The sequence below is a fragment of the Corynebacterium hesseae genome, from assembly GCF_037850265.1.
Taxonomy (GTDB): domain Bacteria; phylum Actinomycetota; class Actinomycetes; order Mycobacteriales; family Mycobacteriaceae; genus Corynebacterium; species Corynebacterium hesseae.
The window spans coordinates 395535-416659 of sequence record NZ_CP137211.1 but is presented as its reverse complement, the minus strand read 5'-3'; the positions used below and the strand labels follow the sequence as shown (position 1 = coordinate 416659).

The window sequence follows — 21125 nt, the reverse complement described above, 5'->3', positions numbered from 1 at the left end:
TGTTTCCGTATGCCTTAATCATTAGAACTGCAGACCACCTTCACGAGCAGCTTCGGCCAGCGCAGCAACGCGGCCGTGGTACTTGTAGCCTGCACGGTCGAAGACGACCTTCTCGATGCCAGCGGCCTTGGCGCGCTCAGCGATGAGCTGGCCTACCTTGGCAGCCTTGGCCTTCTTATCGCCCTCGAGTGCACGCACGTCGGCTTCCATGGAGGAAGCAGCGGCCAGGGTGTGGCCGGCCAGGTCGTCGATGACCTGAACGTGCATGTGGCGGGAGGAGCGGTGAACGACCAGACGCGGTGCCTCAGGGGTGCCGCGGAGGGTCTTACGGATGCGGAAGTGGCGGCGCGCGCGTGCTTCACGACGACGCGAGGAAATGTCCTTGCCAACCGGGGTGCGCTTTGCGTTTTCAGTGTTAGCCATTGCTTACTTACCCGTCTTTCCGACCTTGCGGCGGATCTGCTCGCCGTCGTAGCGAATACCCTTGCCCTTGTAAGGATCGTCCTTACGCAGGCGGCGGATGTACGCGGCGACCTGTCCAACCAGTTGCTTGTCAATACCAGATACGGAGAGCTTGGTTGCGCCATCCACAGCGAAGGTGATGCCCTCCGGAGCCTTGATGAGGATCGGGTGGGAGTAGCCCAGAGAGAACTCCAGGTCCTTACCCTTCTGCTGGACGCGGTAACCAACACCGAAGATTTCCATCTTCTTGGTGTAGCCCTCGGTCACGCCAACGACGGCGTTGTTGACCAGGGAGCGGGCCAGACCGTGCAGTGCGCGGTTCTTGCGGTCGTCGTCCGGACGGGAGACCTTGATCTCATCGTCCTCGACGGCTGCGGTGATCGGCTCCGGCAGCTCAACCTCGAGGGAGCCCTTGGACCCCTTCACGTTGACAACCTGGCCATTGATGGTGATGTCGACGCCCTTCGGGACGGCGATAGGTGCTAGACCGATACGAGACATGTGTCAATCCTCCCTTACCAGACGTAGGCGAGAACTTCTCCGCCTACACCCTTCTCCTGAGCCTGACGGTCGGTAAGCAGACCCTGAGACGTGGAAATGATGGCCACGCCCAGGCCGCCCAGAACCTGCGGCAGTTCGGTGGACTTTGCGTACACACGCAGACCCGGCTTAGACACGCGACGCAGACCCGAGAGGGAACGCTCACGATTGTTGTACTTAAGCTCGAGGGACAGCTCGCGGCCCTCGACGGAGTAGTCAGCGATGTAGCCTTCCTGCTTCAAGATCTCGGCGATGTTCGCCTTGAGCTTGGAGGTCGGCATCGACACGGAATCGTGGTGCGCATTGGATGCATTGCGCACGCGCGACAACATGTCGGCAATAGGATCAGTCATAGTCATATGAGTGACCTGTAACCTTTCTCGTTGCGGTTCCCTTAAAGCTCACCAAAGCGTTTTCCGTGTGATTTCGGGCTACTCACGCTCCCCGCGGTCAATACCGCGAGGCGCTCGCCACCCTTTGATACAGACAACGGTCCGCTGTCTACGGCGAGGGGCCTACAACAAAGTAGATGTGTTCAATTCTTCCGGCTTGGCACATTTGCGCACCTCCAGCGCCATTTTTGCGGCGCGGAGGAGGAAAAATGCAAGTCCGTCGGCTTACTTTACCCGCTGACATGCTGTTTTCCAAAACGCGTTAGCATGGGAAGTCATGAGTGAAGAACAAGACCCCATCCGCACGGCACACCAGTGGCTTGAGGAGGCTGCCGAGCTTGTCGGCGTCTCCCCGGCCGACGCCACCGCCTTGGTTAGAGAACTCCTCGATCTGACTAAGGACGTCGCGCATACCCAATCGCGCCCCGCTGCCCCACTGACGGCGTACCTGGTCGGTTTGGCCTCGAAGGACGTCGACGAGGCCCGCACCCACATCGCCACACTCAAGGAGGCCCTCAACCGATGAGCGGGCGCGTCAACGCCACCTTCGCCGTGACCAAGGTGCGCCTCGATGAGCACGGAGAGGTCATCCAGGTCGATACCCGCGGCGATACCGTCGCCGGCGAAGAGCCTTTGGAGATCCGCGTGGGCGGACAAACGCTGACCACGACGATGCGCACGCCTGGCCACGATGTCGAGCTGGCCCACGGTTTTCTTCATTCCGAGGGCCACATCGAGAAGGCCAGCGATGTCACCGAGGCGCGCTACTGCGCCGGTGCCTCAGTGGACGGGCGCAACCCCTATAACCTGCTCGACGTTGAGCTAGCCAACCCCCACGCGATCAGCCTCGCCGATCTCCGCCTGACGACAACCACGTCTGCGTGCGGAGTGTGCGGCACCTCCTCTATCGAGGCGCTGATGATGCAGTCGCGATACTCAATCCCACAGGTGCCGGTGGATCCGGGGATCGTCGCCAAGCTGCCCGGCGCCTTGAAAGCGGAACAGAAGCAGTTCCGCAAAACCGGCGGCATCCACGCCGCGGGCGCCTTCACGCTCGAGGGAGAACCCGTCGTCGTCCGCGAGGACGTGGGCCGACACAACGCTGCCGATAAGGTCATCGGCCACCTACTGATGGAAGGAATGCTGCCCGCCAGCGACCTCATCCTGGTGATGAGCTCGCGCGCCAGCTTCGAGCTGGTCAACAAGGCTGCTATGGCCGGCTTCGGCATGCTCGTTGCGGTCTCCGCGGCCTCCTCGCTGGCGGTGGAAACCGCCCGGGAAACCGGCATGGCGCTCGTGGGCTTTGCCCGCGGCGACCGCTTCAACCTCTACTCGGGCGAACTTAGTCGCGGTACGCCTCCGGGCCAGAGTTAAGCCAGGCGTACACGCCGCCAATAAGGAAGCCGCCGCCGATGAGGTTTCCCACCCACACGATGGACCAGTTGGCCAACACCGCGCCGAGGGTGAAGCCCTCAGGCAGCGGGCTGGCGCAGAAGAAGGTCAGGGTCATCAGGCAGAAGTTGGCGATAACGTGCTCCAGGCCCAGGCCCACGAAGCAGGCGATGATCGGCACGATGACGAAGAACTTGGACACCACGTCCTTGGCAAAGACCGCGCCGACGATAGCCATGTTGACCACGAAGTTCGCCAGCATGGCCTCCACCAACAATCCGCCTGGGCCCTTGGTCAGCTTGCCCATCGAGAGGTTGGCAATGAGATGGTTGGGGTCGATTCCGCCCAGCTTGGCCGACATTCCCATGGCTGCAGCAAAGAGGGCGGCACCGACTAGGTTAAACAGCGTCGTGACCACCAGCAGCCACAGGCCCTTGCCCCAGCCCACCTGTTTAGTTACGGCGCCATAGACCATGTACATCATGTTGCCGGTGGCCAGCTCCGCGCCGAGAAGGACGATGGCAAACAGGCCCAAGCCGAACAGGCAGGCAAACACCAGCGAGCCCATGCCTTCCACATGCTTCTCGACGCCCATCCCCATCACCGCAGCAAACGCCGTACCGATGGCGAGGTACACACCCGCCAGGGTGGAGCGCACGGCAAACCGGCCAAAGGACTCGTCGAGCAACGCAACCTTTTTCTTTACCGCGGCTGCCGAAGCATCATTCAGGGACATTTCTTACCTCACTGGGGGACGCAGACTTCTCAGACGCTCGTAGTGTACTCCCCCGCGCTCAGGGTGACGAAACTCACCAGTGGCGCAGACACAAAAATTCCCCCGGAGCTCCTTCACGGAGTGCCGGGGGAATGATTCAAGCGCTACTTTACTTGAACGGGAAGCCGAGCTCGCGCAGGAGCTTGCGGCCCTCCTCGTCGTTGGTAGCGGTGGTCACGACGGTGATGTCCATACCGCGCGGGCGGTCCACCTTGTCGATGTCGATCTCGTAGAACATGGTCTGCTCGGTGAGACCGAAGGTGTAGTTGCCGTGGCCGTCGAACTGCTGGTCGGAGAGACCGCGGAAGTCGCGAATACGCGGCAGCGCGATGGTCAGCAGGCGGTCCAGGAACTCCCACATGCGGTCGCCGCGCAGGGTAACGCGTGCGCCGATGGGCATGCCCTCACGGAGCTTGAAGTTTGCGATGGACTTCTTAGCGCGACGCACCTGCGGCTTCTGGCCGGTGATAGCGGTAAGGTCCTCGAGAGCACCGTTGATCATCTTGGAGTCGCGGGCAGCGTCGCCCACACCCATGTTGACAACGACCTTGGTGACGCCCGGAATCTGCATCACGTTGTCGTACTTGAACTCGTCGTTCAGAGTCTTCTTGATTTCCTCGCGGTAGCGGGTCTTCAGACGCGGAGTGTAGTTCTCGCTCATGTTAGATGTCCTTCCCGTTGCTACGTGCGATGCGGACCTTCTTGCCGTTTTCGTCGAAACGGTAGCCCACGCGGGTCGGGTTGCCCTCGGAGTCAACGATCGCAACGTTGGACACGTGGATCGGAGCTTCCTGGGTAACGATTCCGCCGGACTCGGCGCCACGCTCGGTAGCGGAGTTAGCAACGTGCTTCTTGACGCGGTTGACGCCCTCAACGAGGACCTTGTCGCGCTTCGGGTATGCCTCGATGACCTTGCCCTTCGCGCCCTTGTCTGGGCCCGAAATGACGATCACCATATCGCCCTTATGAATCTTCATAAGATTAGATCACCTCCGGTGCGAGAGAAACGATCTTCATGAAGCGCTTGTCACGAAGTTCGCGAGCAACCGGGCCGAAGATGCGGGTACCGCGCGGCTCATTGTCGCCCTTGAGAATAACTGCGGCGTTTTCATCGAATGCGATGTAGGAGCCGTCCGGGCGACGGGTCTCCTTCTTGGCACGGACGATGACGGCCTTGACGACATCGCCTTCCTTCACGTTGCCACCCGGGGTGGCTTCCTTGACAGTGGCAACGACAACGTCACCAATGCCAGCGAAACGTCGAACGGAGCCGCCGAGAACGCGGATGACGAGGAGCTCTCGTGCACCGGAGTTGTCGGCGACGCGCAGACGCGATTCTTGCTGAATCACTATGGGTCTCCTGACCTGGATTAACGTGCGTCAAGATTTCCGTCCTTGACACACCTGGTCTACTTGCTTGCGTGGCATAGGCTGTGCGACGAACGCGCTGTTCACAGCGGTCGAAGGGTCTCGGTGTGGCGATTCGGAAACGCATCGCGCTGCACCGACCGACCATATGCAACCCATACATTCAAGCACGTCCCCCACTGTTTCTCCAAATCGCACACCCCACCACGTCCCGCCCCACAGCACACTCTCGAATGCATGGCCGGCCCCTACGCGCCACGCCCTCCCCCACCTGCCCTCACCCCACAGTGCAAATGTGCAGACCCGGAAGTGCATAGGTGCAGGTGGGCGTCGTCAAGCGCTCGCGCAGTGCTTGGCGACGACCAGCGTGTCTGTACTTCCAGGTCTGCACTTATGGAATCGGCGGGCGGAGGCCCTAAGCCTTCTCCGCCGAAGCGGCGGTGGTTGCAGCCGCGGGTTGCGGCTTCGGGTCCACGGTGAGCAGTGCATCGCCGAAGGCGATTTCCGCGCCGGTGGCATAGGCCGGGAGGACCGGGCCGGTCTTCTTCGAGTTGGAGACAACGACCGGCGTGGTCACCGGGTAGTCGGCCGCCTTGATGGCCGCGATGTCGAACTCGCAGAGGAGGTCGCCGGCCTTGACCTCATCGCCCTTGGAGACGTGCGAGGTAAAGTGCTCGCCCTTCAGGTTCACGGTGTCGAAACCGATGTGCATGAGGATGTCCACGTTGTTGCCGTCGGCATCTTTTCCGCGCACGGCATAGGCGTGCTTGGAGGGGAAGGTGACGGTGATCTTGCCATCAATCGGGGAGACGAGGCGCCCCTCGCTCGGCTCGATGGCCGCGCCCGCGCCCAGCTTGCCGGCGGCAAACATCGGATCCGAAACCGATTCCAACGCGATGGCCTTTCCGGCCAGCGGGGAGGCCACGCAGTAGGCATTCGGATCAGCGGTGGCGGCAGGAACCGCCCCGCCCACGTCGGCGCTGGCGGTACCGACCTCATCGGGGTCGATGGAGCCGTTCTTAGAGATGAGGTAGCGGCCATATACAAAGGCCACGCCGAAGGAGAGGATGAGGGAGACGAAGGCGCAGATGAAGAACTGCGTGTAGTCCTCCGGACGCATTGAAACGAAGCCGATGAAGCCGGCGGCGCCGAGGGCGGTAGCTTTAACGTCGAGAAGCGCGATGAGCGTCGAGGCCACTGCGGACGCGCCCATGCCGATGTAGAACGGCCAGCGCAGGCGGAGGTTCACACCGAAGATGGCGGGCTCGGTAATGCCGAAGAGCGCGGAAACACCCGAGGCGCCCGACAGGCCCTTGAGCTTCTCGGACTTGGTCAGGAAGTAGACCGCCAAGGCCACGCCACCCTGGGCAATGTTGGCCATGGAGGCCACCGCGAAGATGAAGGAACCGCCCTCGTTCCACAGCATCGTCTCAATCGGCGGGAAGGACTGATGGAGGCCGGTGATAACGATCGGCGAGTAGAACAAACCGAAGATGAAGCCGCCCACCGGGCCGGCGAAGGTGTAAAGGTCGTTGAGCCCAGCGCCGAGCATGTCGCCCGCCGTGCGCAGAATAGGACCAACCGCGATGAAGGTGATAAAGCCCGTCACCAGCAACGTGAGCAGCGGGGTGAGCATGAAGTCCACGGTGCCCTTGAGGTGCTTGTGCAGGAATTTCTCAATCGTGGCCAGAATCCACGCGATGACCAGGATCGGCAGGATGGAACCCTGGTAGCCCGCCTGAGCAACATCGAGGCCGAAGATGTTCCAATAGGACATCTCCCCCGCCTCGATGGTCGCGGCCACCTGATAACCGTTCACCAGGTCCGGCATCACCATGGCCATGGCCATGCCCGCACCGAGGAACTCGTTGCCGCCGAAGCGCTTGGTGGCGGTGAAGCCCACCAGGATGGGCAGGAAGGCAAACGGCGCGGAAGCCAGGAGATTGATGAGCCCGGCGACATCCGCCATGGCCGGGAACATCTCGATGACGGATTGCTCGCCGAACAGCCCGTTGGCGGTCAGCACATTGTTGAGCGCCATGAGCAGACCGCCGCCGACCAGAATCGGGATGAGCGGCACGAAGATATCCGCGAGGACCTTCACCGCCCGAGAGAACCAATTGCCGGAGTCGGCGGCGATGTCCTTGAGCTTGTCAGTGGAAACCGCGATATCCTTCGAGGTCATCGCGTTGATCTGTTCGAAGACGATGTTGACATCGCCCGGGCCGACGATGACCTGGAACATGCCCCCGGCCTCAAAGATGCCCTTGAGGTCCGGATCGTTTTCTAGTGCGGCCGTATCGACCTTTTTACTGTCTTTCAGCACCATGCGCAGGCGGGTGGCGCAGTGCGCGAGCGCCACAATGTTGTCTTCGCCGCCGATTGCTTTGAGTGTTCGCGCCGCGACCTGTTTGTGATCCATACCGGCGTGCCTCCTCGGAGAGTGAGATGAATTAAATAGCGTCACCTCCCATTAGACACGTTACCCAACATAAAGCCAACCATTCGGGCGCAAATATAGGAAAATTCACACCCTACCGGGCTTCCCAGCCGCGCCAGCGAGCGTCACCGGCACAAAAGACTGCCGACGCCCCCGCAATCCGCCCATCACCCGCAAAGACCTCCACCGCGCAGCCATCAGCGATAAGCTCCAGTGTTCCTGCCGGACACGGCACGACGCGTTCATCTTCGCCAGACGTGAGCCGCAGCTCTCCCCCGCCGTAAGCTACGAGGAAGGCGGTGGCACCGGAGGCGTCGACAAGCGCATATGTGCCCTCCCCAGCCTGCAGTGTGGCCACCGAACCGAACCCCTCTCGCGCCGACTCCGTCGGCGCAGACCCTAGCGACCACAGCGGTGCCTGGCGCAACCAGCCATCCTCCAGCCAGACGCGCCGCGGAAGCGTCAGCGTGTGCACCCAGCCCTCGGCGACAGTCGGGGTGTCATCCTGCGCGGGCAGCCCCATCCAGCCCAGCATGATGGCCTCGCCGTCCCTCTCCACCAGCTGCGGCGCATAGAACTGGTGGCCATAGTCCAGCTCGCTGAAGCCGCGCTCGACGTAGAAAACCGTTCCCTCAAGACGGCCCACGAGGTAGCCGCACTGGTCGGAGGAGGCGTAGTGCGTGGCGCTACCACGCACGGGATCTAGACCTTGCGGGCAGATGACCAGGACGTCCTTGTCCTCCCCCGTGGCGCGGTCCGAAAGCGTGAGCAAATTCGGGCATTCCCACATGTAGCCGCCCGGCACCAGGTCGGGGCTCAGGCCCGGCTCAGCGCCCGAGGTGTCAAAGGTGAGCGCACCCTCAAAGGACCACTGCGCCAAGTCCGTGGAGCGATAGAGCACCACGTGCCCGGTTTCATCCTCCGCCTGGGCGCCGAGCACCATGCGCCAGCCGTCCTTGTCGCGGGTGATCTGGGGATCGCGGTAATGCCCGGTGAAACCTGCGGCGGGCCCGTCGATGAGCGGGTTCGCGGCGTCGTGCTCATAGAAGCCGCCTTCTGGACCGCCGGCATCGACCGCGCGGACGCGGTTCTGCGAGGGAATCCGCACGCCATCGCGCTTGAGGTTGCCGGTATAAAACAGCCAAACGTCCTCACCGTCGACCACCGCGCCACCGGAATAGCAGCCGTGGGCGTCGTGCTCGCGGATGGGATAGAGCGCGTCCGGGAAGTGCCGCCAGGGCTGTGGCTCGCTCAGGGAAGTCACGGCGTGCCCCCAGCCCGTCTGCTTCGGTGCGTGTGGGAAACAAGGGTCGTGCTGATAGTAAACGTGCAGGTTATCGCCATCAAGGAAGACCCCATTTGGATCGTTAAGGCGACCAGACGGCGGGGAGAGATGGAAGTGCGGACGGTAGTTCATGCTCCCGATAGTATGGGCTCTATGGACATTATGGTGTGTGGCGAAGGCCTCGTTGACCTCGTTCCGCGCGGACGCGGGGGGCTGGCAGATCTCACCCCGGCGTTGGGCGGCGGCCCCTTCAATGTGGCGGTCGCGGCGGGGCGTTTGGGCGCAAGCGTGGGTTTTCAATCGCGGCTTTCGCGGGATGCATTCGGGCAGGCGCTCATGGAGCGCCTACATAGAGAAGGAGTGGATACCTCGCTCGTGCAGCGCGGTGACGAGCCCACCACGCTGGCAGTCTGCAACATCGGGGAGGACGGCTCGGCCACCTACTCCTTCTATACGGAGGGCACGGCGGACCGGCTGGTGGAGCCTGTGCTTGCTGACGTCCCCTGGGCCTGCTTCGGCACCGTCTCCCTCGCCCTGGAGCCGGGCGCATCCCGCTATGCCGAGCTGCTCCAGGAGCTTGCGGCGCAGGGCACAAAGGTGGCCTTGGATCCCAACATCCGCCCCTTCTTCGCCACCCCGGCGCACCGCGAGTTTTTGTTGTCCTTGCTGCCGCACGTCACGCTGTTGAAGCTGAGCGAGGAGGAGGTTGAATTCCTCGGCGAGGACGCCCTTTCGCAGGCACCCGTGGTCGTGACCACGCGCGGTGCGGAAGGTCTGAGTGTGCGCACGGACTCGGTATCGCTGCAGGTCCCGCCGGTTACGGTGGAGGTGGCGGACACCATCGGCGCGGGCGACACGGTGATGGCTGCGCTCCTAAGCCAGTTGGTGGAGCGGGACATTAGCACCTTGGGCGTCGAGGAGTGGCAGGAGATCCTGCACTTTGCGGCGACGGCCGCGGCGATCACGGTTTCGTGTACGGGCGCGCAGCCGCCCACGCTTTCTGAGGTGGAGGAACTACTATGAGCTATCCCCTGCGCACGACCGGGCTCCACGGTCTGCTCTTTTTCGTGGTGACGGTGTCCTTCATTTTGCCCGTCGTCTTCGGCACGGGCGCGCTTCTGCCGGTGCCAGCTGCGGTGGTGCTGTCGGTGCTGTTGGGAGGTGCCACGCTTGTCGACGCCTCCTACCACGCCTTCTCCCCCACCCAGCGCCCCACCCGCGGGCTGCGGGCTATCTCCGCACTGGGTTCGATTGCGCTCATCGCGGGCTGGCTGGTTTGGCTCAAGGTCTTTCACACCGTCGACCTGGCCAGCGCCGCGCCCTACCGCATCGGCACGTTTCTTCTCGCGGTGGGCGCGGTGCTCAGCGTCTTTAGCATCGCTATCGCGCTCACGCACCGGCGGGTGCGCTAAAGAATATCTGCCGGTATGTAGGGCATGCGCAGCGTGCCCATCGGGACACTCACATCGCTTTGCCAGTATCCGCTCGTGGCATCGATCGGCAAGGTGACCTTCGTGCCTTCGTAGCCGTCCCACAAATCCCCATTGCCGACTATTCCGATACATTCCTGGTTTGCACGAACCTCGACCTCACCCGGCCTGCCGCTCATGCTGCCGCTCAACGTGGTGGGCGCGTCCAGGGCAAGGAACCATACCTCTTCCGATGCGTACTCCGGCAAGACAATGCCGGGCTCTCCACCGTCGAGGTCGCCTGCTTTTGCCTTGTGTACGGTACCCGACACAGTGGAGGGAACATCGGCAGGATTGCCCTCGCTGCGGACGCGATCCTTCCGGTACACGCACTTGTCAATGCCGCTGGCGGCGGAGGTGCCCGCGGCGTCTTTAGTTACGTCCTGTGTGTTGGGCGTCTTCGCGCCTTCAGCCGAGCCAGAATCAGCGGCGCCAGGTGTATAGCCGGCTGGCAGCGTCGGGTTCGGGCCGGCGGCATCGATGCTCGGTTGTGGCTGCGCGTCCGAATCCGGCTCGGCCTGCGTAGTTGAAACGTCGCCAGTGGATTCCACCGCCGGAGCATCGGCAGCAACCGGGGCAGGCTCCTCCGCGGCGCAACCAACGAGGGCTGCAACAGAGGAAGCGCAGACAAGGGTAAACAGAGAGCGAGAGAACGCGGACATAGAGAGTTTGGCCTTTCAGGAGATGAACGGCCTTACCCTAACACGTTTTCGCAGCTTAATACCCATAACTGGAGACCGTTCCCCTGGCAGGCTGTTGTCTCTGGCGTGCCGGACGCGGAAGCCAAGGGCGCATAAAAATGGCCCCCACGTTCACCGTGGGGGCCACTGATATCGAGGAGGGCTAGATTTTACTTAGCCTTCTCCACGATCTCGACGAGACGGAAGTGCTTGTCCTTGGACAGCGGGCGAGTCTCGGCGATGAGAACGCGGTCGCCGATGCCGGCGGTCTCGTTCTCGTCGTGCGCCTTAACCTTCTTGTTAGTGCGCATAATCTTGCCGTAGAGGGCGTGCTGCTTGCGGTCCTCGAGCTCGACAACGATGGTCTTATCCATCTTGTCAGAGACAACGATGCCGGTGCGGGTCTTGCGAGCGCCCTTTTCCTTCTTAGTGTTCACGTTTGCCTCACTCATGATTAAGCCTCAGCTCCCGGAGCAACGGACAGGCCCAGCTCGCGCTCGCGCAGAACGGTGTAGATGCGGGCGATGTCGCGCTTAACCGTGCCGATGCGGCGGTTGTTGGTCAGCTGGCCAGTGGCCTTCTGGAAACGAAGGTTGAAGAGCTCTTCCTTCGCATCCTTCAGACGGGTCTCCAGCTCAGCGTTGTCGAGCTCACGGAACTCGTGGGCGGGGGTACCGGTAGCCATTAGAACTGGTCCTCCTTCTTGATGATGCGGACCTTGCACGGAAGCTTCTGGCCAGCGCGGCGCAGGGCCTCGATGGCAACTTCGTCGTTCGGGTAGGTCATCTCGAAGAGGATGCGGCCCGGCTTAACGTTGGCAACCCACTTCTCGACGGGACCCTTACCGGAACCCATACGCACGCCGAGCGGCTTCTGGGTCAGGGGGCGGTCCGGGAAGATGTTGATCCACACCTTGCCACCGCGCTTGACGTGGCGGTTGATGGCAATACGTGCGGCCTCAATCTGGCGGTTGGTGATGTACGCCGGCTCGAGAGCCTGGATGGCGTAGTCACCGAAGTTGATGCGGTTACCGCCCTTGGACACACCCGAGCGGGTCGGGCGGTGCTGGCGACGGTACTTGACGCGCTTAGGAATCAGCATGGATTAGCCCTCCTGCTTCTGCTGTGCGCGCTGACGACGCTGGCCACCACGGCGCGAGCGACCGTTACGGTCACCGCGGCCACGGCCCTGCGCCGGAGCGTTCAGTTCGGACTCGCGCACGCCACCGACAACGTCACCCTTGTAGATCCACACCTTGATGCCGATGCGGCCGAAGGTGGTGTGGGCCTCTGCGGTGCCGTAGTCGATTTCGGCGCGAAGAGTGTGCAGCGGAACGCGACCCTCGTGGTAGCGCTCAACGCGAGACATTTCTGCACCGCCCAGGCGGCCGGACAGCAGAATCTTGATGCCCTTGACCTGCGGCTGGCGCATAGCGGACTGGATAGCCTTGCGCATTGCACGACGGAATGCGACACGGTTAACCAGCTGCTCCGCGATGGACTGCGCAACCAGGGTTGCGTTGGCGTCGACCTGCTTGACCTCGAGAATGTTGAGGGCAACCATCTTGCCGGTGAGCTTCTCCAGCTCGCGGCGGATGCGGTCAGCCTCAGCGCCGCGACGGCCAATCACGATGCCCGGGCGGGCGGTGTGAATGTCCACGCGGACGCGGTCGCGGGTGCGCTCGATGACGACGTCGGCAATGCCGGCGCGGTCGAGGCCCTTCTCCAAGTACTCGCGGATCTTGATGTCTTCGGCTACGTAGTTTGCGTAGTCCTTATCGGCGTACCAGTGGGTCTTCCAGTCGGAAGTGATGCCCAAACGTAGGCCGTGAGGATGGATCTTCTGGCCCATTACTTGGCCCCTTCCTTCTGGCTCTCGACAACCACGGTGATGTGGCTGGTGCGCTTACGAATCATGAATGCGCGGCCCTGTGCGCGCGGCTGGAAACGACGCATGGTCGGACCCTCGTTGGCGTATGCCTCGGAGATGACCAGGGTGCGCGGATCCAGGCCGAAGTTGTTCTCAGCGTTGGCAGCTGCGGATGCAACGACCTTGGCGACCGGCTCAGCGGCGCCCTGCGGAGCGTACTTCAGGATTGCAAGTGCCTCGGCTACGGACTTACCGCGGACCAAGTCGATGACGCGGCGTGCCTTCATCGGGGTAACGCGGACGTAGCGAGCCGTTGCGGATGCGGAGGTGATGGTGTCACTCATCGCTTATCGACGTCCCTTCTTGTCGTCCTTGACGTGACCCTTAAAGGTCTTGGTGGGTGCGAACTCACCGAGCTTGTGACCAACCATGGAGTCCTCGACGAACACCGGCACATGCTTGCGGCCGTCGTGGACGGCGAAGGTGTGACCGATGAAATCGGGCAGGATGGTGGAGCGGCGAGACCAGGTCTTGATGACCTGCTTGGTGCCGGCCTCGTTCTGAGCATCAACCTTGTTGAGGAGGTGCTCATCGACGAACGGGCCCTTCTTAAGGCTGCGTGGCATTGTTTACCTCCTCTTAGCGCTTCTTGTTCGGGCGACGACGGCGCACGATCATATTGTTCGAGTAACGGTTCGGGTTGCGGGTGCGGCCTTCCTTGTGGCCCCACGGCGACACCGGGTGGCGACCACCCGAGGTCTTACCCTCACCACCACCGTGTGGGTGGTCGACCGGGTTCATAACGACACCGCGGACGGTCGGGCGGACGCCCTTCCAGCGCATACGGCCGGCCTTGCCCCAGCGGATGTTCATCTGGTCAGCGTTGCCAACCTCACCGACGGTGGCGCGGCAACGGATGTCGACGCGACGGATCTCGGAGGACGGCATACGCAGGATGGCGTACTTGCCCTCCTTACCCAGCAGCTGGATGGAAGCACCAGCGGAGCGGGCCAGCTTAGCGCCAGCGCCCGGCTTGAGCTCCACAGCGTGGATGGTGGTACCGGTCGGGATGTTGCGCAGCGGCAGGTTGTTGCCAACCTTGATATCTGCGTTCGCACCAGCCTCAACGATGGCGCCCTGCTTCAGGCCCTTCGGGGCGATGATGTAGCGCTTCTCGCCGTCTGCGTAGTGCAGGAGGGCGATGTTAGCGGTACGGTTCGGGTCGTACTCGATGTGAGCGACCTTTGCGGGGATGCCGTCCTTGTCGGCACGACGGAAGTCGATGAGACGGTAACGGCGCTTGTGTCCACCGCCGATGTGGCGGGTGGTGATGCGGCCGTAGTTGTTACGACCACCAGTCTTGCTCAGCGGGCGCAGCAGGGACTTCTCCGGGGTCGAGCGAGTGATTTCCTCGAACTCGGACACGGAGGATGCGCGGCGACCCGGAGTTGTCGGCTTGTACTTACGAATAGCCATAATTCTTCCTTTTCCTTTCGGCTCTTCGGTGGGGCTTAAGCGCCTGCGCCGAAGACGTCGATGGAGTCGCTGCCTTCACGGAGCGTCACGTAGGCGCGCTTGGTGGACTTACGCTGACCGAAACCGGTGCGGGTGCGCTTGCGCTTGCCTGCACGGTTCACGGTGTTCACGGAAGCAACCTGCACGCCGAAGATCTGCTCGACGGCATCTTTAATCTGGGTCTTGTTGGAGTCCGTGGAGACGTAGAACGTGTACACGTTCTGCTCCATGAGGCCGTAGGACTTCTCGGACACAACCGGTGCGATGATGACGTCGCGCGGGTTAGCGAGCTTAGCCATTACTTCTCCTCCTTAGCTTCCTCGGCAGCGCCGGTAGCGCGCTCGACGAAGGTGTGCAGAGCCTCAACGGAGAACACAACGTCGTCCGAGTAGAGGACGTCGTAGGTGTTCAGCTGACCGGCGTCCAGGATCTGGACGTTCGGCAGGTTGTTGGCGCTGCGGCGAGCATTGATGTCCTCGCGGCCGATGACCAGAAGAACGTTCTTGCGGTCGGTGAGGCGCTCGATGAAGGCCTTGGCCTGCTTGGTGGACGGGGTCTGGCCCGGGACGAGCTCCTCAATGACGTGGATGCGCTCGTTACGTGCACGGTCAGACAGTGCGCCGTAGAGAGCAGCCTTGATCATGCGCTTCGGGGTGCGCTGGGAGTAGTCACGCGGGACCGGGCCATGCACGGTGCCGCCGCCGGTGTAGTGCGGAGCACGGATGGAACCCTGGCGGGCGCGGCCGGTGCCCTTCTGGCGGAACGGCTTGCGACCACCACCGCGGACCTCGCCGCGGGTCTTGGTCTTGTGGGTACCCTGACGAGCGGCAGCGAGCTGTGCGTTGACAACCTGGTGCATCAGAGCAATGGATGCCTCGGTGTCAAAGAGCTCGGCCGGCAACTCAACGGTGCCGTTGGTCTTACCGTCAGCGGTCTGGACGTCTAGCTTGAGGTTGCTCATGCGTGTGCACCGCCCTTCACTGCGGTCTTAACGGTGACGAGGCCACCGCGCGCACCCGGGATAGCACCCTTGATGAGCAGCAGGTTGGACTCGGCATCAATCTTCTGAATCTTCAGGTTCTGGGTGGTCACGCGGTCCTGGCCCATGCGGCCAGCCATGCGCTTACCCTTGAAGACGCGGCCCGGGAACGAAGCGCCACCGATGCCACCAACGCGGCGGTGAGCAGCCTGGTTACCGTGGGCAGCGCCCTGGCCTGCGAAGCCGTGGCGCTTCATGGCGCCGGCGTAGCCGTGACCCTTGGTGGTGCCGGTGACGTCAACGAAGGTCACGCCCTCGAAGATGTCCACCTTGACCTCCTGACCGACCTCGTATGCGGAGGTATCGTCCATGCGGATCTCAGCGACGTAGCGGCGCGGGGTCACGCCAGCCTTCTTGAAGTGACCAGCGGCCGGCTTGTTGGCCTTGCGCGGGTCCTTCTCGCCGAAGGCAATCTGGATGGCGTTGTAGCCATCGGTTTCCTTGGTACGGATCTGGGTAACCACGCACGGGCCAGCCTCGACGACGGTCACCGGCACAACGCGGTTCTCCTCGTCGAAGACCTGGGTCATGCCGAGCTTGGTGCCCAGAATTCCCTTGATCTCGTTTTCACTCATTGTTTGTTCTCCACCAAATACGTTGTGTCGATCGCTTACTGAATATTCACGTCGACGCTTGCCGGAAGGTCGATGCGCATCAGGGCGTCAACGGTCTTCGGGGTCGGGTCGAGAATGTCGATGAGGCGCTTGTGAGTGCGCATCTCGAAGTGCTCGCGAGAGTCCTTGTACTTGTGCGGAGAACGAATAACGGCGTATACGTTCTTCTCGGTTGGGAGCGGCACCGGGCCGACAACACGAGCACCCGTACGGGTAACGGTCTCGACGATCTTCTTAGCAGAAGCGTCGATGGCCTCGTGGTCGTAGGCCTTCAGCCGAATGCGGATTTTTTGTCCCGCCACGCTTATCCTCTTCCTCGCTTCCCCACTTTCACATACCCGGCCTATCCGGGGCGTGAAGCGGTGGGAAATTGCTTCTCGATTTCTCTATAACGTTGTCCGGGCTGGAAGCCATGGCTCAACGCCAGTTGTCTGACTGTCATGACGACCACGAGAGTGACTTAAGGCAAAGCCCAGAGTGCAGTGCTCGTGACGGGGTACAAGACCCGTAGTCAAAGTAAATAGGAAGAAGACTGGGGCGTTAGATCACTATCGATCCGCAACCAAAGTCTTATTCATATACTGCCGCTGTTTATTTGCCATGCCCCTTCTCCGGTCCATCTTCTCGGGGGTGTCTCTGCTCAAGCGCGGACCTAGCCCGATCGGATGACCTTCGCGTGCAGCTCTGAAACGAACTCCACAACAAAGGTGTCATGTTCGCCTTACCAGCAACAACGCCCTACAAACTTGCGCCTGCGGCTACGTTGCTGTGTTAAAGCAACCCCTGTATTTAAGCACGTAACCTCGCGTTTTCCAAACTCCTGCCGAAACAGTGGGTAACATCACGTTTTGGCCAAAGATTTCCTTCTCGCCGCCCCGCGTTCTGCATTCGGCGATAAGCTCGTGACGTAGGTACCAACTACACAACGAAAAGGATTGAGCATGGCTGAGAACACCACCCCCAAGGACGTTGCCGAGCAGAACACTCAGGCTGGCGACGCCACCCCGGCACCCGCACCGGAGCGCAACAAGAACCTGGAGACCGACTTCGGCACCACCCGCATCGATGACGTCGTCGTGTCCAAGATCGCCGGAATCGCCGCCCGCGAGGTCTCCGGTGTCGCTGCCCTCGGTGGCGGCGGCGCCCGCATGATGGGTTCCATCCGCGAATCCTTCGGTGCTTCCGAGGACGTGCGCCAGGGCGTCACCGTCGAGGTGAACAACGGCACCGCTTCCATTGATATCGCCATCATCGCCGAGTACGGCGTGGCCATCCACGAGCTCGCCGAGGCCATCCGCCGCAACATCATGAATGCGGTCGAGCGCATGACCGGCCTGAGCGTGGACCGCGTTGACGTCGTCGTCCACGACGTCAAGCTGCCGAAGGAAGAGCAGGATTCCACCGAGTCAGCCCCGGCGGTTACCCAGGGCCAGGCATAACGTGGCCCCTGCCGAGCTGACCCCCTCCATCGCGCAGTCCATAGTGGCGGCGGTGACGGATCTGAGGGGCGTCGCCAAGCTCTCGCCCGGCCGGTTCGGGGAGGTCGCGCTCCTGTTTCCCGGTGAGCGCATACACGGCATCCGCCGCCCCACCCCGCAGGATGACACGCACCTGGAGCTGCACGTCGTCGTTGATGTCAGCGCCGGCGTTCCGCTCGCCGAGCTTGGTGCCGCCACCCGCACCACCGTCCGCAACACCTGGCCCGCGGCGCGCCGCGTGGACGTTGTCTTCGACGACGCGGTGTAGAGGAACCGACACACAGAACTAAAGGAAAACCATGAAGAACTACACCTCCCTCGGCGTGATTGCCGGCTTGGTTCTGGCCTTTTTCATCTACCTCGGCGTGTGGTACGTCGCGCTGGCGGTGCTGCTCGCCGCGGTCGGCGGCGTCATCGGCGCGCATTTCGACGGCCGCATTGACCTCACCGCGGTGTGGAAGGGCGTGGTCGGCCAGGATAGAGGCCGAGGCTAGTGAGCACCGATTCCACCGGGGTCGCCCTCGCCGGGCGGACCCGCTTTTCCCTGCGTGCGATGGAAAAGGTCATTAGCTCCGCCATTGCGAGCGTGCCGGGAACCGCGGCTGTCGACGCTAAGTTAGCCGGCCTCGCCGGCCGCGCTTTTCCGCGGGTGATGGCGCAGATGGACCCGGATACGCAGATGGTGGCGGTCGACGTCGACATTGCTGTGTACTGGCCCTCCCCCGTCACCGCAGTGGCGAAGGCCGTCCGCACGGCGATTCGGGAAGCCGTCCGCGATTTCACGGGCTTTCGTACCACCCGCGTCAACGTGACGGTCGCCGGCGCGGTCGCGGGCGAGCGCACGACCGCACTGGCGGTCGACACCCGCGCGCCGCTAACCCCGCAGATTCCAGCGATTGTTCCGGAACGTGCCCTGAAGCCGGTAGAGGTCTCACCGCACGCAAAGGTTCACCAGGTTGCGGTTCCTTCACCGGTGTCGGTCCGTGCGGTGGCGGTGCCGGAGGCGGTAAAAGTGAGGGGCGTCGGCAAGCAGGCGGACGTTGAGGTGCGCACGGAAGGTTTCGGCCCCGGCGAGCACCGCTACGACGAGCTTCGCCCCGTTCGCACAGCCCCGCCGCAGCCGCTGCACGCTGTCGCCGCCCCCGCACCCGTGGACGTCCGTTCCGTACCGGCTCCGCGGGGATTCGCGCTGCGCCGCGTTGAGGCTCCCCGCCCCGTCCAGCCGCGGCGGGTTCAGGTCCCGCAGGCTGCTCCCCTGCGCACCCCGCACGCCGAGCCGCTCCAGCTACGCCCCATTGAGATTCGGCCTTCCGCCGAGTTCACACGCCGGGTCGACATTCCACGGCCGACGCCGCTGCGTGCCATCACTATCCGCGAAGGAGTCCATCATGAGTGAGAGCTCCCTTCCCGTTGGCTTTGGCCAGCGCCCGAAGGCATCCCCGCCGGCGCGCGGGTGGACCATCATCGTCGGCATTCTGCTGCTCGCCGCGGCCGTCGTCGCGGGGCACGAAGCCTGGGTCGTGGGTGCCAAGGAGGGCGGTGTCTCGTGGCTACAGCCATTCATCGACGTGATGTCCACGCCGACTGTCGCCACCTGGATGCTGGTCGCCGGGGGCGTCGCCATCGTCGTCGGGTTGATTCTGCTGTGGGCGGCGTGCGCGCCGCGGAAGGCAATGCACGTGCAAATTGGGTCTGAGGACGCGTCGATGTGGCTGCGCGCGGTGGATATTGCCCGCGTGGCGTCGGCGACGGCGCGGCGGGTGCCGGGAACTGTGGCGGCGCGGAGTCGGGCGAAGATTTCACAAGGCCGCTCTCAGATCACGGTGACCGCGACGGGCGATACTGACGACGCCCAGCTCAAGGCCCGCGTCACTGAAGCCGTAACGGCGGCGCTTGCGGCGATTACCCCGCCCCCAGACATCACCGTGGTGATTGAAAATGATGAGGAGGTTGCCAATGTCTAAGACGCTCGCGGGTATAGACCGCACGATTCTCGCTGTCTTGGGGCTCCTGCTCATAGCATTGGGCGCGTGGCCGATTCTTATACACTTCGAGGTCCCCTTCGCCACATATTTGGCGTCCTGGGTGGACCACGATACGTGGGCTGGTTTGCCGGAACAGTCATGGTGGCCGTATGCGCTGTGCTTGGCGACGATCATCTGCAGCCTCGCCGGCCTGTGGCTCGTCATTAGCAACCTGCGGCACCATCGGTTTAACGCGGTGCCCTCGGATGCCTCCGATGAGGAAGGCGCGATTAAAACGGAGATGTCTGCGATTGCGGGTGCGGTGGCGGATACCCTCGCGGCGGTAGAAGGCGTTGAGAAGGTTTCGCGGCTCGTGGCCTACGACCGCTCGCGGCCGACGCTGCAGTATGAGGTGTTGGCGGATCCTGATACACCCTTACTGCGTATCAAGGACGCCATTGAGGTCAATGACAGTGACTTCCGCGCTGCGTTTCCCGGCATGGATGTGGATACGCGGTACAAGGTCCACTTCACGAAGGTCCAGTCAGCCTAAGCGCAGCGCACGCGTTGCGCCTTTAAGCCCCTCACCTGAGGGGCTTTTCTTATCCCTCCGCTACCCGCGACCAGGTAGTTTCTTCTTCCGGTTGCGGGGCCCACGGTGCTGTTTTAGTCTCTGTGCTCATGGGGGATATTGAAACCTACATCCGCCTACGCAATTCGGGGATTGCGCTGGTGGAAAACATTCCTGGCTCACCCGATGAGCTCCGCGCGCTCGGTGCTTCTGCTTCCGATGCCGCCGAACTTGCAGGCCTACACCAGGTTTATTTCGGCCCCACCCGCTTTAGCGGCAAGCAACGCAAAGCCCGCCACGCAGCGCTCACCCAACGCCACAGCCTCGGCACCCTCACCCTCATCGAGTCCTACACCGCAAAGGTGAAGAAAACCCTCGACGCCTGGAACCTGCGAGTCAAACTCGCCGCCACACCCGCACACCGTATCCCCACCGTCGCCGCCACACACCTGAAAGAACTACGCTCTAAACGCATAGCCAAACCAGGCGTACGCATCACCTACCGGGAACAAGGCCCCAACACACTCTCCATTACTGACGATGCCACCACGATTGCCAACATGCGCGGCGTCCTCGAATCCACCAACACCACCGACCTGCTTCAAGCCGCCAACGACGTCTTCTTCAAAGAAAGCACCGGTTCCAAGCCTGCGGTGCGTACCCAAGTCATCGTCACCCTGAACGAGTTGGACCAGATCATCAACGGCGACGGCGACGAGATCGAACTCAACCTCACTAACGGCGGGCGAATGACCGGGGCGGAATTCCTCACCCACAAGTTTGCCGAAATAGGGTATGCCACCATCGTGCACCCCATTGAAGGACCCATCGACACCTGGCGGCTATCACGAGGGGCAAACTTCAAACAACGCCTTACCCTGCATGCTGAATTCCACACGTGTTCTAGACCAGGCTGCAATAAGCCCGCTGATTACTGCCAAGTGCATCACCTCATCCCCTGGCAGGCAGGAGGCTACACCAACATCAAGAACCTGACGTTCTTGTGCGCCTACCACAACGGCATCAATGATGATGACCCGCAAAGGCCTACCGGACGTGGCTACATGTACCGCCTCCACACCGGGGTCAGCTTCATCCCGCCCTGGGGCACACCAATCACCGCAATGCCCGAATACCAAGAAGCACTAGCCAGACTCAACACCGAACAAGCAGGGCAGCCACCAGAGGAACCACCCGACAGCAGTTAACGCCCACAGCCACCACACGCAGCAACGGCAGAAAGGAAACAGCTAACCACCAGTGACAACACTG

32 protein-coding genes are annotated in these 21125 nt (G+C 62.4%); 11 read left to right on the top strand and 21 right to left on the bottom strand.

What is annotated here, in order from left to right; all coding sequences use genetic code 11:
- Positions 1–21: 21 nt before the first annotated feature.
- From rplR to rpsH, 3 genes are read right to left on the bottom strand one after another with little or no spacing between them, the layout of a single operon-like run.
- Entirely contained in the window at positions 22–423 is a 402-nt protein-coding gene (gene rplR, locus R3O64_RS02055) for a 50S ribosomal protein L18 (RefSeq protein ID WP_070521697.1), read from the bottom strand.
- A gap of 3 nt (positions 424–426) precedes the next feature.
- Complete coding sequence (rplF, locus tag R3O64_RS02050) at positions 427–963, bottom strand: 50S ribosomal protein L6 (protein ID WP_070521700.1); 537 nt, start codon at positions 961–963, stop codon at positions 427–429.
- 14 nt (positions 964–977) lie between these two features.
- The gene (gene rpsH / locus R3O64_RS02045) at positions 978–1361 is read right to left on the bottom strand and encodes a 30S ribosomal protein S8 (protein WP_070521703.1); all 384 of its coding nucleotides are present in this window, start codon (positions 1359–1361) and stop codon (positions 978–980) included.
- A gap of 310 nt (positions 1362–1671) precedes the next feature.
- Here rpsH and R3O64_RS02040 point away from each other — a divergent pair, with 310 nt between their 5' ends.
- Both R3O64_RS02040 and fdhD read left to right on the top strand, forming a co-directional pair.
- Entirely contained in the window at positions 1672–1920 is a 249-nt protein-coding gene (locus R3O64_RS02040; protein ID WP_070563549.1) for a DUF6457 domain-containing protein, read from the top strand.
- The gene (gene fdhD / locus R3O64_RS02035) at positions 1917–2768 is read left to right on the top strand and encodes a formate dehydrogenase accessory sulfurtransferase FdhD (RefSeq protein ID WP_070530799.1); all 852 of its coding nucleotides are present in this window, start codon (positions 1917–1919) and stop codon (positions 2766–2768) included. The genes R3O64_RS02040 and fdhD overlap by 4 nt, the downstream gene beginning before the upstream one ends.
- On the opposite strand, the gene R3O64_RS02030 is transcribed toward fdhD, so the two are convergent.
- The 6 genes from R3O64_RS02030 to R3O64_RS02005 all read right to left on the bottom strand — a co-directional run bounded on the left by R3O64_RS02030 (position 2737) and on the right by R3O64_RS02005 (position 8786).
- The gene (locus R3O64_RS02030; protein WP_070530801.1) at positions 2737–3522 is read right to left on the bottom strand and encodes a formate/nitrite transporter family protein; all 786 of its coding nucleotides are present in this window, start codon (positions 3520–3522) and stop codon (positions 2737–2739) included. The genes fdhD and R3O64_RS02030 overlap by 32 nt on opposite strands.
- 148 nt (positions 3523–3670) lie before the next feature.
- Positions 3671–4222, bottom strand: coding sequence for a 50S ribosomal protein L5 (gene rplE, locus R3O64_RS02025; RefSeq protein WP_070521728.1), 552 nt, complete (start codon positions 4220–4222; stop codon positions 3671–3673).
- A 1-nt stretch (position 4223) separates the two neighbouring features.
- Complete coding sequence (gene rplX / locus R3O64_RS02020) at positions 4224–4538, bottom strand: 50S ribosomal protein L24 (protein WP_005527724.1); 315 nt, start codon at positions 4536–4538, stop codon at positions 4224–4226.
- Positions 4539–4542: 4 nt separating this feature from the next.
- Positions 4543–4911 (bottom strand): 50S ribosomal protein L14, encoded by a 369-nt coding sequence (gene rplN / locus R3O64_RS02015; protein WP_070521731.1) that lies wholly within the window; start codon positions 4909–4911, stop codon positions 4543–4545.
- 433 nt (positions 4912–5344) lie between these two features.
- A complete protein-coding gene (locus R3O64_RS02010) occupies positions 5345–7351 on the bottom strand; it encodes a sucrose-specific PTS transporter subunit IIBC (RefSeq protein ID WP_339017189.1) in 2007 nt (668 codons plus the stop codon).
- Between the two features lie 112 nt (positions 7352–7463).
- On the bottom strand, positions 7464–8786 hold the full coding sequence (locus R3O64_RS02005; RefSeq protein ID WP_339017188.1) for a glycoside hydrolase family 32 protein: 1323 nt from the start codon (positions 8784–8786) through the stop codon (positions 7464–7466).
- Positions 8787–8807: 21 nt separating this feature from the next.
- On the opposite strand from R3O64_RS02005, the gene R3O64_RS02000 reads away from it, so the two are divergent.
- Positions 8808–9677, top strand: coding sequence for a carbohydrate kinase (locus tag R3O64_RS02000; RefSeq protein ID WP_339017187.1), 870 nt, complete (start codon positions 8808–8810; stop codon positions 9675–9677).
- Positions 9674–10066 carry a hypothetical protein gene (locus tag R3O64_RS01995; RefSeq protein WP_339017186.1) on the top strand — a complete coding sequence of 131 codons (393 nt, stop codon included), beginning with the start codon at positions 9674–9676 and terminating at the stop codon, positions 10064–10066. The genes R3O64_RS02000 and R3O64_RS01995 overlap by 4 nt, the downstream gene beginning before the upstream one ends.
- Here the strand turns inward: R3O64_RS01995 and R3O64_RS01990 are convergent.
- The 12 genes from R3O64_RS01990 to rpsJ form a co-directional block, all read right to left on the bottom strand.
- The gene (locus tag R3O64_RS01990) at positions 10063–10785 is read right to left on the bottom strand and encodes a hypothetical protein (RefSeq protein WP_339017185.1); all 723 of its coding nucleotides are present in this window, start codon (positions 10783–10785) and stop codon (positions 10063–10065) included. The two genes, R3O64_RS01995 and R3O64_RS01990, sit on opposite strands and share 4 nt — an antisense overlap.
- Positions 10786–10973: 188 nt before the next feature.
- Entirely contained in the window at positions 10974–11255 is a 282-nt protein-coding gene (gene rpsQ / locus R3O64_RS01985) for a 30S ribosomal protein S17 (RefSeq protein ID WP_070521746.1), read from the bottom strand.
- A 2-nt stretch (positions 11256–11257) separates the two neighbouring features.
- Positions 11258–11488, bottom strand: coding sequence for a 50S ribosomal protein L29 (gene rpmC / locus R3O64_RS01980; protein ID WP_005276944.1), 231 nt, complete (start codon positions 11486–11488; stop codon positions 11258–11260).
- Entirely contained in the window at positions 11488–11904 is a 417-nt protein-coding gene (gene rplP / locus R3O64_RS01975; RefSeq protein WP_070521748.1) for a 50S ribosomal protein L16, read from the bottom strand. The genes rpmC and rplP overlap by 1 nt, the downstream gene beginning before the upstream one ends.
- Before the next feature lie 3 nt (positions 11905–11907).
- Entirely contained in the window at positions 11908–12654 is a 747-nt protein-coding gene (gene rpsC, locus R3O64_RS01970; protein ID WP_070446580.1) for a 30S ribosomal protein S3, read from the bottom strand.
- Complete coding sequence (gene rplV, locus R3O64_RS01965) at positions 12654–13016, bottom strand: 50S ribosomal protein L22 (protein ID WP_010189645.1); 363 nt, start codon at positions 13014–13016, stop codon at positions 12654–12656. The genes rpsC and rplV overlap by 1 nt, the downstream gene beginning before the upstream one ends.
- A 3-nt stretch (positions 13017–13019) precedes the next feature.
- A complete protein-coding gene (gene rpsS, locus R3O64_RS01960) occupies positions 13020–13298 on the bottom strand; it encodes a 30S ribosomal protein S19 (protein WP_010189646.1) in 279 nt (92 codons plus the stop codon).
- A gap of 13 nt (positions 13299–13311) precedes the next feature.
- On the bottom strand, positions 13312–14148 hold the full coding sequence (gene rplB / locus R3O64_RS01955; RefSeq protein ID WP_339017184.1) for a 50S ribosomal protein L2: 837 nt from the start codon (positions 14146–14148) through the stop codon (positions 13312–13314).
- 35 nt (positions 14149–14183) lie between these two features.
- A complete protein-coding gene (gene rplW / locus R3O64_RS01950) occupies positions 14184–14486 on the bottom strand; it encodes a 50S ribosomal protein L23 (RefSeq protein WP_070521753.1) in 303 nt (100 codons plus the stop codon).
- The gene (rplD, locus tag R3O64_RS01945; protein ID WP_010189650.1) at positions 14486–15148 is read right to left on the bottom strand and encodes a 50S ribosomal protein L4; all 663 of its coding nucleotides are present in this window, start codon (positions 15146–15148) and stop codon (positions 14486–14488) included. The genes rplW and rplD overlap by 1 nt, the downstream gene beginning before the upstream one ends.
- Positions 15145–15801, bottom strand: coding sequence for a 50S ribosomal protein L3 (gene rplC / locus R3O64_RS01940; protein ID WP_070521756.1), 657 nt, complete (start codon positions 15799–15801; stop codon positions 15145–15147). The genes rplD and rplC overlap by 4 nt, the downstream gene beginning before the upstream one ends.
- Positions 15802–15836: 35 nt before the next feature.
- Positions 15837–16142, bottom strand: a complete 306-nt coding sequence (gene rpsJ / locus R3O64_RS01935) for a 30S ribosomal protein S10 (RefSeq protein WP_003848085.1) — start codon at positions 16140–16142, stop codon at positions 15837–15839.
- Between the two features lie 639 nt (positions 16143–16781).
- On the opposite strand from rpsJ, the gene R3O64_RS01930 reads away from it, so the two are divergent.
- From R3O64_RS01930 to R3O64_RS01900, 7 genes are all read left to right on the top strand, one after another.
- Entirely contained in the window at positions 16782–17279 is a 498-nt protein-coding gene (locus tag R3O64_RS01930) for an Asp23/Gls24 family envelope stress response protein (RefSeq protein WP_070521759.1), read from the top strand.
- Positions 17280–17331: 52 nt separating this feature from the next.
- Positions 17332–17586: a hypothetical protein gene (locus R3O64_RS01925; protein WP_246816518.1), complete on the top strand. Its 255-nt coding sequence runs from the start codon at positions 17332–17334 to the stop codon at positions 17584–17586.
- A 31-nt stretch (positions 17587–17617) separates the two neighbouring features.
- A complete protein-coding gene (locus R3O64_RS01920) occupies positions 17618–17812 on the top strand; it encodes a hypothetical protein (protein ID WP_010189668.1) in 195 nt (64 codons plus the stop codon).
- Positions 17812–18714 carry an Asp23/Gls24 family envelope stress response protein gene (locus R3O64_RS01915; protein WP_101735812.1) on the top strand — a complete coding sequence of 301 codons (903 nt, stop codon included), beginning with the start codon at positions 17812–17814 and terminating at the stop codon, positions 18712–18714. The genes R3O64_RS01920 and R3O64_RS01915 overlap by 1 nt, the downstream gene beginning before the upstream one ends.
- Complete coding sequence (locus tag R3O64_RS01910) at positions 18707–19282, top strand: DUF6286 domain-containing protein (RefSeq protein ID WP_339017182.1); 576 nt, start codon at positions 18707–18709, stop codon at positions 19280–19282. Before R3O64_RS01915 ends, R3O64_RS01910 begins: the two co-directional genes overlap by 8 nt.
- On the top strand, positions 19275–19835 hold the full coding sequence (locus R3O64_RS01905) for a hypothetical protein (protein WP_070521772.1): 561 nt from the start codon (positions 19275–19277) through the stop codon (positions 19833–19835). Before R3O64_RS01910 ends, R3O64_RS01905 begins: the two co-directional genes overlap by 8 nt.
- Before the next feature lie 128 nt (positions 19836–19963).
- Positions 19964–21061 carry an HNH endonuclease signature motif containing protein gene (locus R3O64_RS01900; protein ID WP_339017181.1) on the top strand — a complete coding sequence of 366 codons (1098 nt, stop codon included), beginning with the start codon at positions 19964–19966 and terminating at the stop codon, positions 21059–21061.
- The last annotated feature ends 64 nt before the right edge of the window (positions 21062–21125 follow it).

Excerpts from the sequence above, each read along its gene's own strand:
- rplR (WP_070521697.1), bottom strand. The coding sequence starts at position 423 with ATGGCTAACACTGAAAACGCAAAGCGCACCCCGGTTGGCAAGGACATT.
- rplF (WP_070521700.1), bottom strand. The coding sequence starts at position 963 with ATGTCTCGTATCGGTCTAGCACCTATCGCCGTCCCGAAGGGCGTCGAC.
- R3O64_RS02040 (WP_070563549.1), top strand. The coding sequence starts at position 1,672 with ATGAGTGAAGAACAAGACCCCATCCGCACGGCACACCAGTGGCTTGAG.
- rpmC (WP_005276944.1), bottom strand. The coding sequence starts at position 11,488 with ATGGCTACCGGTACCCCCGCCCACGAGTTCCGTGAGCTCGACAACGCT.
- R3O64_RS01900 (WP_339017181.1), top strand. The coding sequence starts at position 19,964 with ATGGGGGATATTGAAACCTACATCCGCCTACGCAATTCGGGGATTGCG.
- rpsC (WP_070446580.1), bottom strand. The coding sequence starts at position 12,654 with ATGGGCCAGAAGATCCATCCTCACGGCCTACGTTTGGGCATCACTTCC.
- rpsS (WP_010189646.1), bottom strand. The coding sequence starts at position 13,298 with ATGCCACGCAGCCTTAAGAAGGGCCCGTTCGTCGATGAGCACCTCCTC.
- R3O64_RS02010 (WP_339017189.1), bottom strand. The coding sequence starts at position 7,351 with ATGGATCACAAACAGGTCGCGGCGCGAACACTCAAAGCAATCGGCGGC.
- rplD (WP_010189650.1), bottom strand. The coding sequence starts at position 15,148 with ATGAGCAACCTCAAGCTAGACGTCCAGACCGCTGACGGTAAGACCAAC.
- rplB (WP_339017184.1), bottom strand. The coding sequence starts at position 14,148 with ATGGCTATTCGTAAGTACAAGCCGACAACTCCGGGTCGCCGCGCATCC.
- R3O64_RS01995 (WP_339017186.1), top strand. The coding sequence starts at position 9,674 with ATGAGCTATCCCCTGCGCACGACCGGGCTCCACGGTCTGCTCTTTTTC.
- R3O64_RS02005 (WP_339017188.1), bottom strand. The coding sequence starts at position 8,786 with ATGAACTACCGTCCGCACTTCCATCTCTCCCCGCCGTCTGGTCGCCTT.
- rplE (WP_070521728.1), bottom strand. The coding sequence starts at position 4,222 with ATGAGCGAGAACTACACTCCGCGTCTGAAGACCCGCTACCGCGAGGAA.
- R3O64_RS01990 (WP_339017185.1), bottom strand. The coding sequence starts at position 10,785 with ATGTCCGCGTTCTCTCGCTCTCTGTTTACCCTTGTCTGCGCTTCCTCT.
- R3O64_RS01920 (WP_010189668.1), top strand. The coding sequence starts at position 17,618 with ATGAAGAACTACACCTCCCTCGGCGTGATTGCCGGCTTGGTTCTGGCC.
- rplW (WP_070521753.1), bottom strand. The coding sequence starts at position 14,486 with ATGGCTAAGCTCGCTAACCCGCGCGACGTCATCATCGCACCGGTTGTG.
- rplP (WP_070521748.1), bottom strand. The coding sequence starts at position 11,904 with ATGCTGATTCCTAAGCGCGTCAAGTACCGTCGCCAGCACCGCCCGACC.
- rplC (WP_070521756.1), bottom strand. The coding sequence starts at position 15,801 with ATGAGTGAAAACGAGATCAAGGGAATTCTGGGCACCAAGCTCGGCATG.
- rpsQ (WP_070521746.1), bottom strand. The coding sequence starts at position 11,255 with ATGAGTGAGGCAAACGTGAACACTAAGAAGGAAAAGGGCGCTCGCAAG.
- R3O64_RS02030 (WP_070530801.1), bottom strand. The coding sequence starts at position 3,522 with ATGTCCCTGAATGATGCTTCGGCAGCCGCGGTAAAGAAAAAGGTTGCG.
- R3O64_RS01910 (WP_339017182.1), top strand. The coding sequence starts at position 18,707 with ATGAGTGAGAGCTCCCTTCCCGTTGGCTTTGGCCAGCGCCCGAAGGCA.
- rplV (WP_010189645.1), bottom strand. The coding sequence starts at position 13,016 with ATGAGTGACACCATCACCTCCGCATCCGCAACGGCTCGCTACGTCCGC.
- R3O64_RS01905 (WP_070521772.1), top strand. The coding sequence starts at position 19,275 with ATGTCTAAGACGCTCGCGGGTATAGACCGCACGATTCTCGCTGTCTTG.
- R3O64_RS01930 (WP_070521759.1), top strand. The coding sequence starts at position 16,782 with ATGGCTGAGAACACCACCCCCAAGGACGTTGCCGAGCAGAACACTCAG.
- rplX (WP_005527724.1), bottom strand. The coding sequence starts at position 4,538 with ATGAAGATTCATAAGGGCGATATGGTGATCGTCATTTCGGGCCCAGAC.
- fdhD (WP_070530799.1), top strand. The coding sequence starts at position 1,917 with ATGAGCGGGCGCGTCAACGCCACCTTCGCCGTGACCAAGGTGCGCCTC.
- R3O64_RS02000 (WP_339017187.1), top strand. The coding sequence starts at position 8,808 with ATGGACATTATGGTGTGTGGCGAAGGCCTCGTTGACCTCGTTCCGCGC.
- rpsH (WP_070521703.1), bottom strand. The coding sequence starts at position 1,361 with ATGACTATGACTGATCCTATTGCCGACATGTTGTCGCGCGTGCGCAAT.